Below are 15735 nucleotides of genomic sequence, written 5' to 3'. Positions count from 1 at the left end.
CCCAAACTGCCAGAATCCGAACAGATAAGGCTCTGGCGCGGCATCCATGCCGCTCAAGGTCCCGCGACGGTAGGCGGACAAGGACCAGTCGGGATGGTCGGTGTGCATGGTTGCAAGCGGTGCATGACGTCCGTTCTTTGGATAGCTGCGGGCTGGGTCATCTTCCCAACGAAAGCCGAGCAACGGACAAGCTTTTAAAGTAACCGACCAACTCTCTGGTGCGGTGTCCTCGCCGGTTGCCGGACCCTTGGCGGCATGGATGCCGCCAAGGAGCCTCCATGGACGGATTCACGGCGTGTCCCGCAAGTGGTGAGGGCATCGCGCCCTCGACTCACCGAGCTTTTGACTTGCGTATGTGGACAGTCAGACGATTGAACAGCCGGACGACGCCAGGCGCTGCGACAGGTTGCGTCAGCCGGCGATGACTAGGCGTGCACCGAGGCGCATGCCGGCTTCGGCTTCGCGCAGCCACTGCGCCATGTCGCGCGGCGAGAGCGGACGCGAATAGAAGTAGCCCTGGATTTCGTCGCAGCCCTGCTGGCGCAGCAGTGCGTCTTCCTGCACCGTTTCCACCCCTTCGGCCACCACCTGCATGCCGAGCGCATGGCCCAGATGCACGATGGCCTGGGTCACTTCGGCGGTATTGGCGTCATCGAGCATGCCTTGCACGAAGCTGCGGTCAATCTTCAGGCGCTGCACCGGGAAGCGGTTGAGGTAATGCAGGTTGGAGAAGCCGGTACCGAAGTCGTCCACCGCCAGCAGCACGCCATTTTGCTCGAACAGCTCGAAACAGCGGCGCAGCGCATCCGAATCGCGGATCAATGCCGATTCGGTCAATTCCAGTTCCAGACGCGAGGGCGACCAGCCGTTGTCGCGGCAGATTTCCAGCACGCGCTCGGCAAAGCCACGCTCGCGCAGCTGCACCGCCGACACATTGACCGCGATGCGGCTGAAATTGAGCCCGGCGCGATCCCAGACCACGGCCTGGCGGCAGGCCTCGCCGATCACCCATTCGCCCAGGCGCACGATCTCGCCGCACTCCTCGGCGATCGGAATGAACTCGACCGGGCTGCACTGGCCATGGCCGGGGCGATTCCAGCGCATCAGCGCTTCGATCGCGGGAGAGGATTCGCCCACCGTGTTGACCAGTGGCTGGTAGACCAGGGTGAACTCTTCGCGTTCCAGCGCGCCTTGCAGCGCGTGTTCCAGCTCCAGGCGGCGCTGTGCACGCATCAGCACGTCCTGGCTGTAGTAATGGAAGGTGTTGCGGCCCGATTCCTTGGCTGCATACATCGCCGCATCGGCGGCGCGCAACAGGCTGTCGAAATCCGACAGGCCTTCGCCCTGCAGCGCGATGCCGATACTGGCACCGAGCTTGAGGGTGACGTGGTCCTTGCGCAGCGGCTCGCCAAGCGCGCTGATCAACTTGCGCGCAACGTGGCCGGCGTCTTCCGGCTCGGAGAGATCGCGCAGCAGCACGATGAATTCGTCGTCGCTGAAGCGGCCGAACAGGTCGCTGTTGCGCAGATGCTGATGCAGGCGTGCAGACGCAAGCTTGAGCAGGTTATCGCCGGTGGCATGCCCAAACGAATCGTTGATGCTCTTGAAGCCATTCAGATCGATCAGCAGCATCGCCAGCACCTGGCCGCGCTCATGCGCTTCGCGAATCGCGTTCTCCGCCTGCTCGCGCAGCAGGAAGCGGTTGGGCAGACCGGTCAGGCGATCGTAGTGGGCCAGCAGCTCAATACGCTCGTTGGCTTCGCGTTCGCGGGTGACGTCGCGGAACAAGGCGACGAAACGCGGCGGCAGGCCTTCGCGACGGTCCAGCTCGATCAGCACCTGTACCCAGATCCGCTGACCGGAGTTGCGGTAGAAACACAGTTCCAGCTGTTCGGGCAGGCCGCCGTCGGAGATACGCAGCAGCGCCGCCTCGAAAGCGTCGCGCGAGTCCTGCGTGTACAGCGACAGCGCCTGCTCCAGGGTGATGTTTTCCTTGCGCAGGCCGTGGATGCGGTAGCACTCCTCGGTCCATTGCATGCGCCGGGTGTCGACCTCGATCTCGCAGCCGCCGATCTTGCCCAGCGCTGACACGCGGTTGAGCAACTCGGTGCGCCAGCGGATCAATGCATCGGTCTGGCGCTGCTCGGTGACGTTCTGCAGCTGGCCGAGCAGGCGCACCATGCTGCCGTCGCCATCGAAGACCGGCTGGGCCCATACCCGCAGATGATGCGGATTGATGCCGGCAAGCCCGTTGATTTCCAGCTCGAAGTGCACCGGCATGCCTTCGTGCTTGATCTTGCGCCAGGCACTGCGCAGCTGCGCAATCGAGGGCCGGCCCAGCAGACGCAGGATGTCGCGAACGCTCTGCAGACGCACCTGGGTCATGCCGAGCTGCTGCAGGAAATCGGTGGACACCCACAGCTGATCTTTCTGGGTGTCCCAGCTCCAGCTGCCCATGCTGGCGATGCGCTGGGCGTCTTCCAGCTGTGCCTGCTGCTCACGCAGCTGCTGCTCGAGCAATTTGTGGTGATGCACATCAGTATGCGTGCCGACCATGCGCAGCGGGCGGCCGTCGGCGGTACGCGAAACAACGCGGCCGCGATCGAGAATCCAGCGCCACTGGCCGTCGCTCTGACGCAAGCGGAACTCGGCTACATAGGTATCGGTGCGCCCTTCCAGGTGCGCCTGTACGGCGGCACTGACCAGCGCGTGGTCGTCGGGATGAATCAACCCGGACAAGGCGGTGAGATTGTTCGGCAGTGGCTGCTCGGAGTAACCGAGCATGCGGGTCCAGCGCTCCGAGCGATACACCACGTCGGCGGGAATGTCCCAGTCCCACAAGCCGTGATCGGCGCTGTCCAGGCCCATTTCCCAGCGGCTGGTGCCATCGGCGCCCATCGGCTCGGGAATGCTCAGGGTAAAGGCCATCACCTGGCCGTGCTCGTCGCAGACCGCGCGCAGCCAGCCTTCCAGACGGCCGCCGCCGGTACCCGGCAGCACGCAGGCCGCCATGCCACCGCTCTCGGCGAGCTGGGCACGGCTGCTTTCGAGAACTTCGGCATAGGCACCCAGGGTTGCCGGCAATCCAAGCGACTGCGCAACGCGGTTGGCCGCCAGAGGCTGACCATGCGCATCCAACAGCACCACCGCCGAGGTCAGCGGGTGCTGCAGCATGCTTGCAATGACGCCTGAGTCCACTCTGGAACACTCCGAAGAATCGACCCCTGCCTTCGGAGTCGCAATGGATAACGGCCGTTTCGTGGATTAGTTGAGGCGTGTGTTTCGGGCGCGACCGAACCGGGCCGAGTTACGGCTAAGATGGTTGCATCGCCAGCACCAAAGGTCGTCCGCGGACCCATGTCCCATCCTGTCGCCGCGCCCGCGTTTTCGTCCGCTCCCGTGTCCCGTCTTCGCCTGGCCAAGCGCCTGCAACATGGTCTGTGGACCCTGACCGGGCTTTATTTACTGGTCGGCGTGATCTGGCTGCTGCTGGGCAACCGGCTACTGCACCTGGCCGGCGCCGCCATGCCGGAGCGCTGGTCGGACGCGAGCTTCCTGCTGGTGTCGAGCGTCATGATCCATCTGGTGCTGCGCCGTTTCGTGGCGCTGATCGTGGAAGAGCAGGCGCAACTGGCGCAATCGGAAGCAGTGCTGCAGGCCAAGTTCCTGGCCTTGCCCAGCCCGGCGCTGATCTACGACCTGGCCACGCTGCGTATCCTGGATGCCAATCCGGCCGCGCTGGAATTCTTCGGCTGGGAGCGTGACGAATTCCTGCAGCAGACGCTGCAGGCGATCTGGCCCAACGCCGACGGCGCGCGCCTGGAAGAAATCATCACCCAGATCCGCGCCAAGGGCGACGCCACCTGCACCCTGCACGAAGATCTGCTGACCCGCAGCGGCCCGCGCCATGTCGAGATCCGCAGCAACCAGTTGCATCTGGCCAGCGGCCCTGCCCGCCTGGTGGTCACGGTGGACCGTAGCGAAGAACGCCAGGCGCAGCATCTGCGCGACGAGGCGCTGCAGCGGCTGGAAGAAGCGCAGGGCATCGCGCGGCTGGGCTCATGGCAACTGGATCGCGCAACCGGATTGGGCCGCTACTCGCCAGCGGTGTATCGCCTGCTCGGCCGCAGCGTGCCGATGCATCGGCGCGAACACCGGCTGGAAGAACTGTTGACCGCCTCGGACACGGCCACCCAGACGCGTATCGAACGCATGATCGAGGACATGTGTACCGGCGGCGAAGTGCAGATCGATGTGCTGCTGCCGCTGACCGGCGGCGATTCGCAGCCGCGCACCGTGCATCTGCGCGCCGAAAGCGTGACCAACCCGAACGGCGCCCGGCATATCCATGGCACGCTGCAGGACGTCAGCGAGCGCGAGCAATCGCGCCGGTTGCTGCGCGAGCGCGAGGAACAGTTCCGCGAGCTGGTCAGGGTGCTGCCGGATGGCGTGCTGATCCTGGCCGACGAGCACGTGATGTATGCCAATGCCGCCGGGTCGGTGCAGTTCGGTTTCCAGGGCGAGACCATCCTGGGCGAACCGCTGCAGATCCTGGTGAGCGATAGCGATCTGCCGGTGGTGCGCGAGTACCTGCGCGCGGGTAGCGATCGCAACGAGCCGGTGTCCAGCGCACGGGCGATGCGCCGTCGCGACGGCAGTACCTTCTATGCCGGTCTGTCGGCCGGCGATATCCGCTATGGCGGACGCAGTTGCAAGTTGCTGGTGGTGCGCGACCTGAGCGAACCCGAACGCATGCGCGATGCGCTGGCCGAGAGCAATGCCGAGTTGCAGGCCATGGCCAAGCGCCTGTTCTCGCTGCAGGAGGACGAACGCCGCGCGATCTCGCGCGATCTGCACGACGACATCGGCCAGGCCATCACGGCGATGAAGCTGTCCGCACATGCCGCGCTGGACGAACCGGATGCGGATGCGCGCCGCGAAGATCTGCTGGAAGTGGTGTCGCTGGCCGACAGCACCGTGACCAAGCTGCGTAACCTGTCGATGCTGTTGCGTCCGCCGCAGCTGGATGCCCTGGGCCTGGAAGCGGCCTTGCGCTGGCAGGCCTCGATGTTGTTTCGCGCATCGCCGGTGCGGCTGGAGCTGGATATCCAGGCGCTGGACGTACGGCCGGGCAACGAGATCGAGCAAGCGTGTTTCCGGATCGCGCAGGAAAGCCTGACCAATGCCCTGCGGCACGCCTGCGCGGGCGAAGTGCGCATGAGTCTGCATTCGATCGACAGCGAGAGCTTTCGCCTGGAAGTCAGCGATGACGGCGATGGCTTCGAACCGGAAGGCCCGCGTGGGCTCGGGCTGATCGTGATGCGTGAGCGCGCGCAAACCGTCGGCGGTGCGCTCGCGATAGAATCAGCACCCGGAGCAGGCACGCGCGTGACGTTGCGCCTGCCCTATCACCCGGTCGGCGAGTCCGTCCACGACGATGGTGGACGTTAAGTCATGTGGAGCCCCGTAATCCCGCCCGGACTGGAAATCGTCAAGCCCACCCGCCTGGGCGCGGGCAATCCCGAACTACTGCATCTGGTGGACGCTGCCGCCTCCGGTGGCCCGCCGTTGATGGTGTTCCACATCGACATCGACCACTTCGCCTCGATCAACGAGAACATGAGCGCCGAAGTCGGCGATCAGGCGCTGACGCTAGTCGCGCGCCGGCTGCAGGATTTTCTCGGCGCGCGCGGCAAGTTGTGGCGCCACGGCAGCGATGAAATGGTGGTGGTGGCGGTGCGTCATGAAGACACCCCGCTGCCGGAGGATTTTGCCGAAGAGATCCGGCAGCAACTGGAACTGCCGTTGTCGGTGCTGCCGTACACCTTGTTCATGACCGGCAAGGTGGGCATCAGCCTGTGTCCGGAACACTCCGCCTCGCTGTCGATCCTGCTCGACTACGCAGAGGAAGCCAGCTACCAGGCCGCCCGCGAAGGTGGCAATACGGTGCGGCTGTACACCCGCAACTCGACCACCAATGCGCATAGCGAGAGCATCATTGCGCGACAGATCGTCGATGCGATCCCGCATGGCGAGCTGCGCCTGCGCTACCAGCCCCTGGTGAGCGCGCGCGACGGCCGCATCGTCGGCATGGAAGCGCTGCTGCGCTGGCAATCGCCGACATTGGGGATGCTGGTGCCGGAGCGCTTCATGCGCACCGCCGAGCGCCTGGGTGTGATCGTGCAGATCGGCGAATGGGTGCTGCAGAACGCGGTGCGTCAGGCGCGGTTATGGCGTGACCAGGGCTTTGACGATTTCAGCATCGCAGTCAACGTCTCCACGCTGCAGCTGTTGCGGCCGGGCTTCTTCAACGAAGTGATGGCGATGCTGCAGACGGCCGGCGTGCCGGCGCAATTCGTCACGCTGGAGATCAATGAAAGCGCGTTGACCAACAACGTCAACTTCGTCCACGAGACGATGGCCAACCTGCGCAACGAAGGCATCAGCCTGAGCCTGGACAATTTCGGTACCGGCGATTCCAGCCTGAGTGCGCTGGTGCGCTATCCGGTGGACCGGCTGAAGATCGACCGCAGCTTCATCAAGAGCGCGCCGGCCGGCAGCCGCGAGGCGGCGATCGCGCGCGCGATCATCGCAATGGGTCATCAGTTGGGCATGACGGTGATCGCCAATGGCGTGGAATCGCAGGCGCAACTGGGCTTTTTGCGCCGCAACGATTGCGACATCTTCCAGGGCTATCTGTTCGGCGAACCGATGTCGGCCGAGTCGGCCGGCATGGCGCTACGCCGCCGCTACCTGCGCCCGGAATCGTTCGCCGAAAGCCGTCCCGACCGCACGCTGCTGCTGCTGGATGACGAAGAAAACGTGCTGCGCTCGCTGGTGCGGCTGTTCCGCCGCGACGGTTACCGCATCCTGGCCGCCGGCAACGTGCGCGACGCCTTCGACCTGCTCGCCACCAACGATGTGCAGGTGATCCTGTCGGACCAGCGCATGAGCGACATGAGCGGCACCGAGTTCCTGGGCCGGGTCAAAATGCTCTACCCCGACACCGTGCGCCTGGTGCTGTCCGGCTACACGGACCTTGCCACCGTCACCGAAGCGATCAACCGCGGCGCGATCTACCGCTTCCTGACCAAGCCCTGGAACGACGACGAGCTGCGCGAGCACATTCGCCAGGCCTTCCGTACGCATGATGAGCTGCGTAACGGCAGGGAATAGGGAATCGGGAGTGGGGAATCGGTAAAGCGGTGCACTGGACCTGCATGTTCCCGAGATTTTCAATTTGCGCGCCAAGCGCAAATCACGAGCAAACCCCGCTCTACCGATTCCCGATTCCCCACTCCCGATTCCCAGCGCGCCAGCGCTACCGCGGCTGCCGCACCGGCAATACGATCCTGAAACTGGCGCCCTGCCCCGGGACGCTTTCGACATCGATGCGGCCGTGGTGCTTGTTGATGATGCCGTAGGAAATCGACAGGCCCAGGCCGGTCCCGCTGCCGACCGGCTTGGTGGTGAAGAACGGGTCGAAGATGCGTTGCAACAGGTCCGGGGCAATGCCGGCGCCGCTGTCCTGGAACTGGATCCAGACGTTTTCGGCCTCGTCGCGGCCGGTGGTGACGGTGATCGTGCCACGCTCGACGATCGCCTGGCCGGCGTTGAGCAGCATGTTCATGTAGACCTGGTTGAGCTCGGACGGCAGGCACTCCACCAATGGCAGCTCGGCGTAGTTGCGCTCCAGCGTGACCTTGTACTTGAGCTCGTTCCAGATGATGTTGATCGTGGATTCGAGGCCGGCGTGGAGGTCCACCATCTTCCACGACTCGGAACGATCCGAATACGAGAAGTCCTTGAGATCACGCACGATGCGGGTGACCCGCTCGATGCCTTCGCGCGACTCGGCCATCAACTGCGGCAGGTCGCGGCTGATGAAGTCGATGTCGGCACGGTTGCGGATCTCGTCGATCTCCGGAATCAGCGCCTTCGGATCCGGCGCCTGCAGTGCGCGCTCATAGGCTTCGATCAGCGTGAACAGGCTGCGCAGGTATTCCTGCAGGCTGCCAAGATTGGAGTGCACGTAACCGATCGGATTGTTGATTTCATGCGCCACGCCGGCGGCCAGCTGGCCGATGGAGGCCATCTTCTCCGACTGCAGCAGCTTGTCCTGCGCGCCGTTCAAACGCAGATAGGCCTGCCGCAATTCGGCATGGCGCTGCTGCAGCTCGCGCTCGTAGTCCTGCTGGCCTTCGATGTTGTGGAACAGCGCCAGAAAGTGCCCGATGCCCTGCTCTTCGTTGTAGTACAGATGCGCAATGACCACGCGATCGGCGACCGGCAGGCTGCCAGTCCAGCTGCCTTTGCTGCGTGCCTGATTGAGCGCATCCGACGGCAGCACCTGCGAGATCCGCTCGCCGAGATTGCGGTCGTCGGCAGGATCTTCCTTGCACAGGCTCTGGCGTGCGATGGCGTTGGCCAGGATCAGCTGCCCGTCTGCGCGGAACAGCAGCACGCCCTCGAGCATCTGGTCGCCAAACGCGCGCAGCATGGCCGAGGACGGTAATAAGGTTTGATTGAGAAAAAACTTGGCAGTCACGGGACTAGGCGGCGTAGAGGACGCTTCAATATACGCCGAACCGCCCAGGCCTCGTATTGCGCGGTGCCACGCTCCTGCACACCGAGCACCTCAACGCCGCACCGCTACGCAGCGAGTCCGGCCTGCGCGTGCGCTTGGGCACGCTGCGGTGCTTCAGGCCACTGCCAGCGAACGGCCACCGCGCAGCACGCTTGATTGGCCCTTGGCGTCGTAGGACGGCGCACTCTCGGTGCGGCCCAGATGACGCAACGCCCAGTTCACTTCGCGACGCCGGCGTGCCAGCAGCGCGCCGTTGGCGCGATTGGCTTCGGCCAGTTCGCGCAGCCGCACTTCTTCGCCTTGGGGCATTGCCGCTTCGAGCGCGCGCAGTGCCGACAGCTTTTCCTGCGTGTGCCACATCAACCCATCGATGTCGTTCTCGAGCAATGCCTGGCGTTCGCCGGCCAGCGCATCGCTGAGACGTTGCAGGAACTCGTTCACGTTCATCCTTTGGGTCGGGGATTAGCCCGCCAGTTGCTGGTTCAGATCCATCATGCGGCTGGCGATGGCATCCGGATTGATGGAATAGCTGCCGTTCTGCAACGCATCCTTCACTGCCTGGACGCGACCGGTGTCGATCGCCGAAGACTGCGACAGCGTGCGCTGCAAGTTCTGCAGGTTGGTCGCCTCACCGGTCAGCTTGACGCTGTCGGTCGGCGGCAATGCGGCGATCGGGGACGCGCGATCTTCACCGGCCGACGCGATCTTGCTGCTCGTGGCCGCGGTGCGAAGGGTGGCAGCGGTCGGTAGATTGCCTTCGATCTTCTGTGTCATGTCAGGAACTCCTCTACAGGTCGTAGGGGATAACGGCATGCCAAAAAAAAACTTTATAGCGAATTTCTATCTGGAGACCACAACAGTCCCGCTCGCTTCGACAATCCCCTGCACCACCCGGCGCGACGAGGAATTTTCCACCGAAACCCGCTCGTTCTCACCGGCATCGGACAGCGCGCGACCGCTCATGCGCACCTCCAGACCGCCGTTGCGCGACACCAGCGGGACCGTGTCGCCGCGCCGCACCAGCCGCTGGGTGACCAGATCGTTGGCCGACAGCAGCGAGCCGGCCGGCAGGATGCGCCGGGCGCTCTTGCCCACCGCAGCCACCGGATCGGCCAGTACCGCACCGACGATGCGCGCGGCGTCACGCTTCTCGATACTGATATCGGCCAGCGAAATGACTTCTCCAGCGCTGATGCCGCGGCGCAGCACCAACACGTCCTGATTGCGGCGCACCTTCAGCGGCACGAACAGGCGCCAGCCAGCCGGCTGCGGGCAGGCCACTTCCACCGTATTGGTGCCGGTTGGCTGCGCCTGCAGCGTGATCGGGCAGGCCGGCATGCGCAAGCCCGGATCGAGCGTGGCCTCGGCCTCGGCGTCCGGGCCGACGGTGGCCAGCGCCGCGGCGCGGATGGAATCGACAGACTGATAGCTCTGGGCCCAGGCCGGAGCGGCAGCCAACAAGATGACAAGCAGGAGCAGGCGCATGGGACCGGATCCGGAGGAAGACGGAATAGACAGTGCAAGAGGCGTGCCTGTTTTTGCCGGGATTGGGGAGTCGGGATTGGGGATTGGTAAGAGCGGCCTGGCGGGTGATTCATTTTTCCGGTGCCATGGACCCTTTGAACCAGCGCATCTATCTGAACAACTGTCTCTGAAACCTTCAGGGCCGCAGAAGCAGCAACGGCCTGACCAACGCGCTCATTCACGCCTTTGAGCCAATCCCTAATCCCAAATCCCCCAATCCCCGCGCTTCTGCGAATCCCCACTCCCCAATCCCGAATCCCGACAGCGCCCCCCCGACCAACCATAAAGCCCTCAAGTTTCCAGCTGGCGCTGTCGATATCTGCCCCATGACCCACGATCTGCTCAACCGCATCGACCAGCGCACGCGTCTGGCTGGCCACAATCGACTGGCACTGCTGCTGTTCCGGCTGGGCGGGCGCCAGCTTTTTGGCGTCAACGTCTTCAAGGTGCAGGAAGTGCTGCGCCGCCCGGAGCTGTTCCAGGTGCCCGGCCTGCCGACCGAGTTCGCCGGCGTGGCCGACGTGCGCGGGCGCTCGGTGCCGGTGCTGGACTTAGGCCTGGCAATCGGCCACCCGGAGCGCGATGCGCACTCGGAGAACGGCCCCGGCTATCTGGTGGTGGCCGAATTCAACCGCTCGGTCCAGGGCTTTCTGGTCAGCGGCGTGGAGCGCATCGTCAATATTGCGGTGGAAGATATCCATCCGCCGCCGGAACTCGGCGCCGAAGCCACTTATTTGACGGCGGTGACGCGGTTCCAGGGCGAGCTGATCCAGGTCATCGACGTGGAAAGCGTGCTCGCCGATATCGCCAAGGTCAGCAAGGACGTGCAGCTGGATCCCTCGCTGCAACTGGTGCATTACGACCGGCAGTTCCAGGTGCTGGTGGTGGATGACTCGCGCGTGGCGCGTCAGCAGATCCGCAGCGTGCTCGACCAGCTTGGCGTCTCGGCGACCTTGTTGTCCGACGGCCGCCAGGCGCTGGACCATCTCTTGCAGGTGGCTGCATCAGGCGAGAATCCGGCCGACCGCTATGCGATGGTCATCTCCGACATCGAGATGCCGGCCATGGACGGCTACACGCTGACGACGGAAATCCGGCGCACGCCGGGGCTGCAAGGCCTGTACGTGCTGTTGCACACCTCCTTGTCGGGCGTGTTCAACAACGCCATGGTCGAACAGGTCGGCGCCAATGCCTTCGTGGCCAAGTACAGCGCCCACGAGCTGGCCGACTACGTGCTGGCCCGCCTGAAAGTGGTCGCCGAAGCGGCCTGAGCAGGCCGATCGGCTGCCGGATCGGGGCCGACCACAGCGACAAAGCGCCGCGCCGGGCTTCCAAGAGCCCGGCAACATTGAAGTCGGTGCGGTGTGCGTCAACCCGCTTTTAAAGTGACATCCGCTGACGCCGGACGTGGCCGGACCGCGCCTCGGTTAGTGCCCAACCTTCCGGCCTGGCGTGCCTGATTGAAGCAGCGCCGCGACGGATACGATGTCCATCGCGTTCCCGGGACGGCCAAGCTGCCGTTCGTCGGCGACGCCGATCATTCTCCGCGTTCCGCGGCCCGTACCACCTCGATTGGCACAAACATTGCTTTCTCCCTGGTAACACTTCGCGGGAGAGCACCGTGTCCAATTCCATCTCGTCCTTTCTAGGCATCCACGGCGATGCTCTGCCGCTGCGCGAGCAGCGCATGAAGCTCATTGCCAGCAATCTGAGCAATGTGGACACCCCTGGCTACAAGGCCAAGGATCTGAATTTCGAGGCGGCGCTCAAATCGGCCGAAGGCGTACGCGACGGCACCCTGCTGCAGACCACCGACGCCAAGCATTACGAGATCGGCAGCAGCGCCGGACTCAACCCGTTCCAGATCACCCGCGAATCCGACCAGCCCAGCCTGGACGGCAATACCGTCGATCCCGATGCCGAACGTGCTGCCTACGGCCGCGCCGCGCTGGAATACCGCGCCTCGCTGAGCTTCCTCGAATCCAAGGTGCGCTCGATGCTCACCGCGATCACCGGCCAATAAGTCATGAGCAATCTTCCCATCTTCGATGTGGCCGGCTCGGCGCTGCATGCGCAGTCGGTCCGCCTGAGCACCATCGCCTCCAACCTGGCCAATGCGGATTCGGTCGCCGGCTCGGCCGAGGCGACCTACAAGCCGATCGAGCCAATCTTCCAGGCCCAGCAAAGTCGCCAGGACCCCAGCCTGACCTCGGTGAACGTCAAGGAGATCACCACCACCAACGCGCCGCCGATCCGTCGCTACGAGCCCGGCCATCCGCTGGCCGATGCCGATGGCTATGTGTTCTCGCCCGACGTGGACCCGGTCTCGCAGATGGTCAACATGATCTCGGCCTCGCGCAACTACCAGGCCGGCGTGGAAATGCTCAACACCGCCAAGGAACTGGCGCTCGCCACCCTGACCATGGGTCGCTGACCCTCCTAGCTGACCCTTCCCTTACGGACACTTTCACATGAGCACGATCGGTAGTGATCTCTACACCAGCCTCGGGCTGACCTCCAGCAGCGCCACAGCGACCAAGAAGAAGGAGGAGTCGCTCGGCCAGGCCGACTTCCTCAAGTTGATGACCGAGCAGCTGCAGCACCAGGACCCGCTCAAACCGATGGAAAACAGCGCGTTTCTGGGCCAGTTGGCGCAGTTCTCCACCGTGCAGGGCATTGGCGACCTCAATACAAAGGTCAGCAGCTTCTCCGCGGCACAGAGCAGCGACCAGGTGCTGAAGGGCGCCTCGCTGGTCGGGCACAACGTGCTGGTGCCCTCCGCGCAGGTCGCCATCGATGCCACCAACTCGGCCAAGGGCGTGGTCGCCGCGACCTCGGCCGGCACCGTCAATTTCGAAATCACCGATGCCAACGGCGCGTTCGTCAAACAGCTCAGCGTGCCGGCCAGCGCCGCCGGCGAGGTGTCGTTTGCCTGGGACGGCACCGATGCCAACGGCAACCGCATGGCCGCCGGCAAGTACGGCGTGACCGCCACCCAGACCGACACCGCCGGTGCCAAAAGCAAGTTGCCCACCTATGTGGACGCTCCGGTGGACAGCGTCACGATCGGCTCGGACGGCCTGTATCTCAACCTGACCGGGCTAGGCACTTCCCCGCTCGCCAACGTGCTCCGCGTCAGCTGAGCCGGCAACCGACACTCAAAGGACCTCTTCCATGGCTTTCAATACCTCGTTGTCCGGCATCAACGCAGCCAATGCCGATCTGAACGTCACCTCCAACAACATCGCCAACGTCAACACGACCGGTTTCAAGGAATCGCGCGCCGAGTTTGCCGACATGTTCCAGAGCACCAGCTACGGCCTGTCGCGCAATGCGGTGGGTTCGGGCGTGCGCGTCAGCAATGTGGCGCAGCAGTTTTCGCAGGGCAATATCGATCCGACCGGGCGCAGCCTGGATCTGGCGGTCTCCGGCGAAGGCTTCTTCACCGTGTCCTCCAACGGCGCCAAGATGTACACCCGCGCCGGCAACTTCCAGACCGATGCCAACGGCTATGTGGTCAATCCGCAGGGCGCGCGCCTGCAGGTCTTCGCCCCCAACCCCAGCGGTAACGGCTTCGACGTTGGCCGTCTGTCGGACCTGCAGCTGCTGACCACCGACAGCCCGCCCAAGTCGACCTCCACGGTCAACCTGGCCTTCACCCTGCCCGGCAACGCCACCGCGCCGACGGTGACCCCGTTCAGCCCGGCCGACGACAAGACCTACAGCCACTCCACCGGCGGCATCAACGTCTACGATTCGCTGGGCGTCAGCCATGTGCAGACCTCCTACTTCGTCAAGACCGCCAACCCCAACGAATGGCAGGTGCACAACTACGTGGACGGCGCCGCCGTCGGTGCGCCGACAACGCTGCAGTTCTCCGATACCGGCGCGCTGACCACCCCGGCCAACGGCATCATCACGATGGACCCGTTCACCCCGAGCACCGGTGCCGGCGTGCTGAGCATGCAGCTCAACGTCAGTGGCTCGACCCAGTACGGCGAAGCCTTCGCACTGCGCGACACCCGCCAGGACGGCTACGCCAGCGGCAAGCTCAACGAGATCAGCATCGACACCAGCGGTGTGGTGTTCGCGCGCTACTCCAACGGCGCAGACAAGCCGCTGGGCCAGGTCGCGCTGAGCAGCTTCGTCAATCCGCAGGGCCTGCAGTCGCAGGGCAACAACATGTGGGCCGAAAGCTACACCTCCGGCGCCGCCCGCACCGGCGCACCGGACACCTCGGACCTGGGCCAGATCGAATCCGGCTCGCTGGAATCCTCCACGGTGGACCTGACCGAGCAGCTGGTGAACATGATCGTGGCCCAGCGCAACTTCCAGGCCAACTCGCAGATGATCTCGACCCAGGATCAGGTCACCCAGACGATCATCAATATTCGTTAACGGCCGGGAATCGGGATTGGGGATTAGGGAATCGTAAGAGCTGGCATTGCGTGTATCGGATGCCGGCCTTGCCCCTTCTCTCCCAGCTTCCTGAAACTCCGCTTTTGCAATTCCCCATTCCCGATTCCCGATTCCCGATTCCCGGTGCCTCATGGACAAAGCTCTCTACGTTGCGATGACCGGCGCCCGCGCCTCCCTGCAGGCGCAGGGCACCGTGTCGCACAATCTCGCCAACGTCGATACGGTTGGGTTCAAGGCTGCGCTGGCCAATACCGAGGCGTTCAAGATCCACGGCAAGGGTTATCCGTCGCGGATCGATGCGCTGCATGTGGACCAGGGCTTCGACCGCAGCCAGGGCCACCAGAAGGTCACCGGCAACCCGCTGGACGTGTCGCTGCAGCAGGACCGCTGGCTGGCGGTGCAGTCGCCCGACGGCAGCGAGGCCTATACCCGCAACGGCGAGCTGGCGCTCACAGCCAATGGTCAGCTGGTCACCGCCAATGGCCATGCGGTGCTGGATGAAGGCGGCAATCCGATGACGATCCCGCCGCACCAGGCAATGGAGATCGGCAGCGACGGCAGCATCTCGATCATTCCGCAGGGCGAAGGCCCGCAGACCATGGCCATCGTCGGCAAGATGAAGGTGGTCGACGCCCCCGCCGACCGGTTGACGCGGCGCCCGGACGGGCTGATGCGCAATACCAGTACCGACCCGGCGCAGGCATTTGCGGTGGCCACCGGCAAGACCATCAACAGCGGCATGCTGGAGGGCAGCAACGTGGATGCCGCCGGCGCACTGGTGGAGATGATCCAGCTGCAGCGTCAGTTCGAAATGCAGGTCAAGATCATCAAGAATGGCGACGACAACGCGCAGTCGGCCAATTCGCTGCTGCGGGTCAGCGGTTAAGCGCCACTGGCGCCCATTACACCACCGCCGGTTGGCTTGCCGCGCTGCCGAGCACCTGGATGGCGGCCGCCCGGGGGACGTGGCTCGCGAGCGAAGTGGCATGTCATTGGACTCCTGCGGTCCCGCAGGTGGTTCGTACGCGGTTGACGCAGACTAGCGATGGTGTGACGGCAAGGTATGTGCGGTTGGCAACGCTGTTGAGCTGGGCATTCGTTGCAGAGCCCGCTGGTTTGTGACTTGAATGCAGGGCTCTTGCCCGCCCACCATCGCAGGACACGCCGCAAGTACGTCCTTGTAGCAACTGTGTTGTTGGAGGGGG

Annotated in this window: 13 protein-coding genes; 8 read left to right on the top strand and 5 right to left on the bottom strand. The window is 64.3% G+C overall.

Annotation, left to right across the window (positions count from 1 at the left end; translation table 11 throughout):
* Positions 1–411: 411 nt before the first annotated feature.
* Entirely contained in the window at positions 412–3198 is a 2787-nt protein-coding gene (locus LL972_RS20595) for a bifunctional diguanylate cyclase/phosphodiesterase (RefSeq protein ID WP_228329175.1), read from the bottom strand.
* Between the two features lie 120 nt (positions 3199–3318).
* Between LL972_RS20595 and LL972_RS20590 the strand changes: the two genes are divergently transcribed.
* On the top strand, positions 3319–5451 hold the full coding sequence (locus LL972_RS20590; RefSeq protein WP_228329174.1) for a PAS domain S-box protein: 2133 nt from the start codon (positions 3319–3321) through the stop codon (positions 5449–5451).
* 3 nt (positions 5452–5454) lie between these two features.
* Positions 5455–7176, top strand: a complete 1722-nt coding sequence (locus LL972_RS20585; RefSeq protein WP_228329173.1) for an EAL domain-containing protein — start codon at positions 5455–5457, stop codon at positions 7174–7176.
* Positions 7177–7321: 145 nt separating this feature from the next.
* Here LL972_RS20585 and LL972_RS20580 read toward each other — a convergent pair whose 3' ends face one another.
* From LL972_RS20580 to flgA, 4 genes are all read right to left on the bottom strand, one after another.
* Positions 7322–8548 carry an ATP-binding protein gene (locus LL972_RS20580; RefSeq protein WP_228329172.1) on the bottom strand — a complete coding sequence of 409 codons (1227 nt, stop codon included), beginning with the start codon at positions 8546–8548 and terminating at the stop codon, positions 7322–7324.
* Positions 8549–8701: 153 nt separating this feature from the next.
* Positions 8702–9034 carry a flagellar protein FlgN gene (locus LL972_RS20575; protein ID WP_228329171.1) on the bottom strand — a complete coding sequence of 111 codons (333 nt, stop codon included), beginning with the start codon at positions 9032–9034 and terminating at the stop codon, positions 8702–8704.
* A gap of 15 nt (positions 9035–9049) precedes the next feature.
* On the bottom strand, positions 9050–9361 hold the full coding sequence (flgM, locus tag LL972_RS20570) for a flagellar biosynthesis anti-sigma factor FlgM (RefSeq protein ID WP_104582672.1): 312 nt from the start codon (positions 9359–9361) through the stop codon (positions 9050–9052).
* Positions 9362–9427: 66 nt separating this feature from the next.
* On the bottom strand, positions 9428–10072 hold the full coding sequence (gene flgA, locus LL972_RS20565) for a flagellar basal body P-ring formation chaperone FlgA (protein ID WP_228329170.1): 645 nt from the start codon (positions 10070–10072) through the stop codon (positions 9428–9430).
* A gap of 365 nt (positions 10073–10437) precedes the next feature.
* On the opposite strand from flgA, the gene LL972_RS20560 reads away from it, so the two are divergent.
* From LL972_RS20560 to flgF, 6 genes are all read left to right on the top strand, one after another.
* The gene (locus LL972_RS20560) at positions 10438–11382 is read left to right on the top strand and encodes a chemotaxis protein CheV (protein ID WP_228329169.1); all 945 of its coding nucleotides are present in this window, start codon (positions 10438–10440) and stop codon (positions 11380–11382) included.
* Between the two features lie 350 nt (positions 11383–11732).
* On the top strand, positions 11733–12134 hold the full coding sequence (flgB, locus tag LL972_RS20555) for a flagellar basal body rod protein FlgB (protein ID WP_024939612.1): 402 nt from the start codon (positions 11733–11735) through the stop codon (positions 12132–12134).
* A 3-nt stretch (positions 12135–12137) separates the two neighbouring features.
* Complete coding sequence (gene flgC, locus LL972_RS20550) at positions 12138–12545, top strand: flagellar basal body rod protein FlgC (protein WP_005914451.1); 408 nt, start codon at positions 12138–12140, stop codon at positions 12543–12545.
* 37 nt (positions 12546–12582) lie between these two features.
* Positions 12583–13254 (top strand): flagellar hook capping FlgD N-terminal domain-containing protein, encoded by a 672-nt coding sequence (locus LL972_RS20545; protein WP_228329168.1) that lies wholly within the window; start codon positions 12583–12585, stop codon positions 13252–13254.
* A 31-nt stretch (positions 13255–13285) separates the two neighbouring features.
* Entirely contained in the window at positions 13286–14509 is a 1224-nt protein-coding gene (gene flgE / locus LL972_RS20540; protein WP_104533382.1) for a flagellar hook protein FlgE, read from the top strand.
* Positions 14510–14660: 151 nt separating this feature from the next.
* Positions 14661–15416, top strand: coding sequence for a flagellar basal-body rod protein FlgF (gene flgF / locus LL972_RS20535; RefSeq protein WP_228329167.1), 756 nt, complete (start codon positions 14661–14663; stop codon positions 15414–15416).
* Positions 15417–15735: the final 319 nt, after the last annotated feature.

Source organism: Xanthomonas campestris pv. asclepiadis (genome assembly GCF_020784175.1).
Classification (GTDB): Bacteria; Pseudomonadota; Gammaproteobacteria; order Xanthomonadales; family Xanthomonadaceae; genus Xanthomonas; species Xanthomonas campestris_D.
Note: the sequence above shows the minus strand (reverse complement) of the source record. Positions and strands in the feature narration are given on the sequence as shown.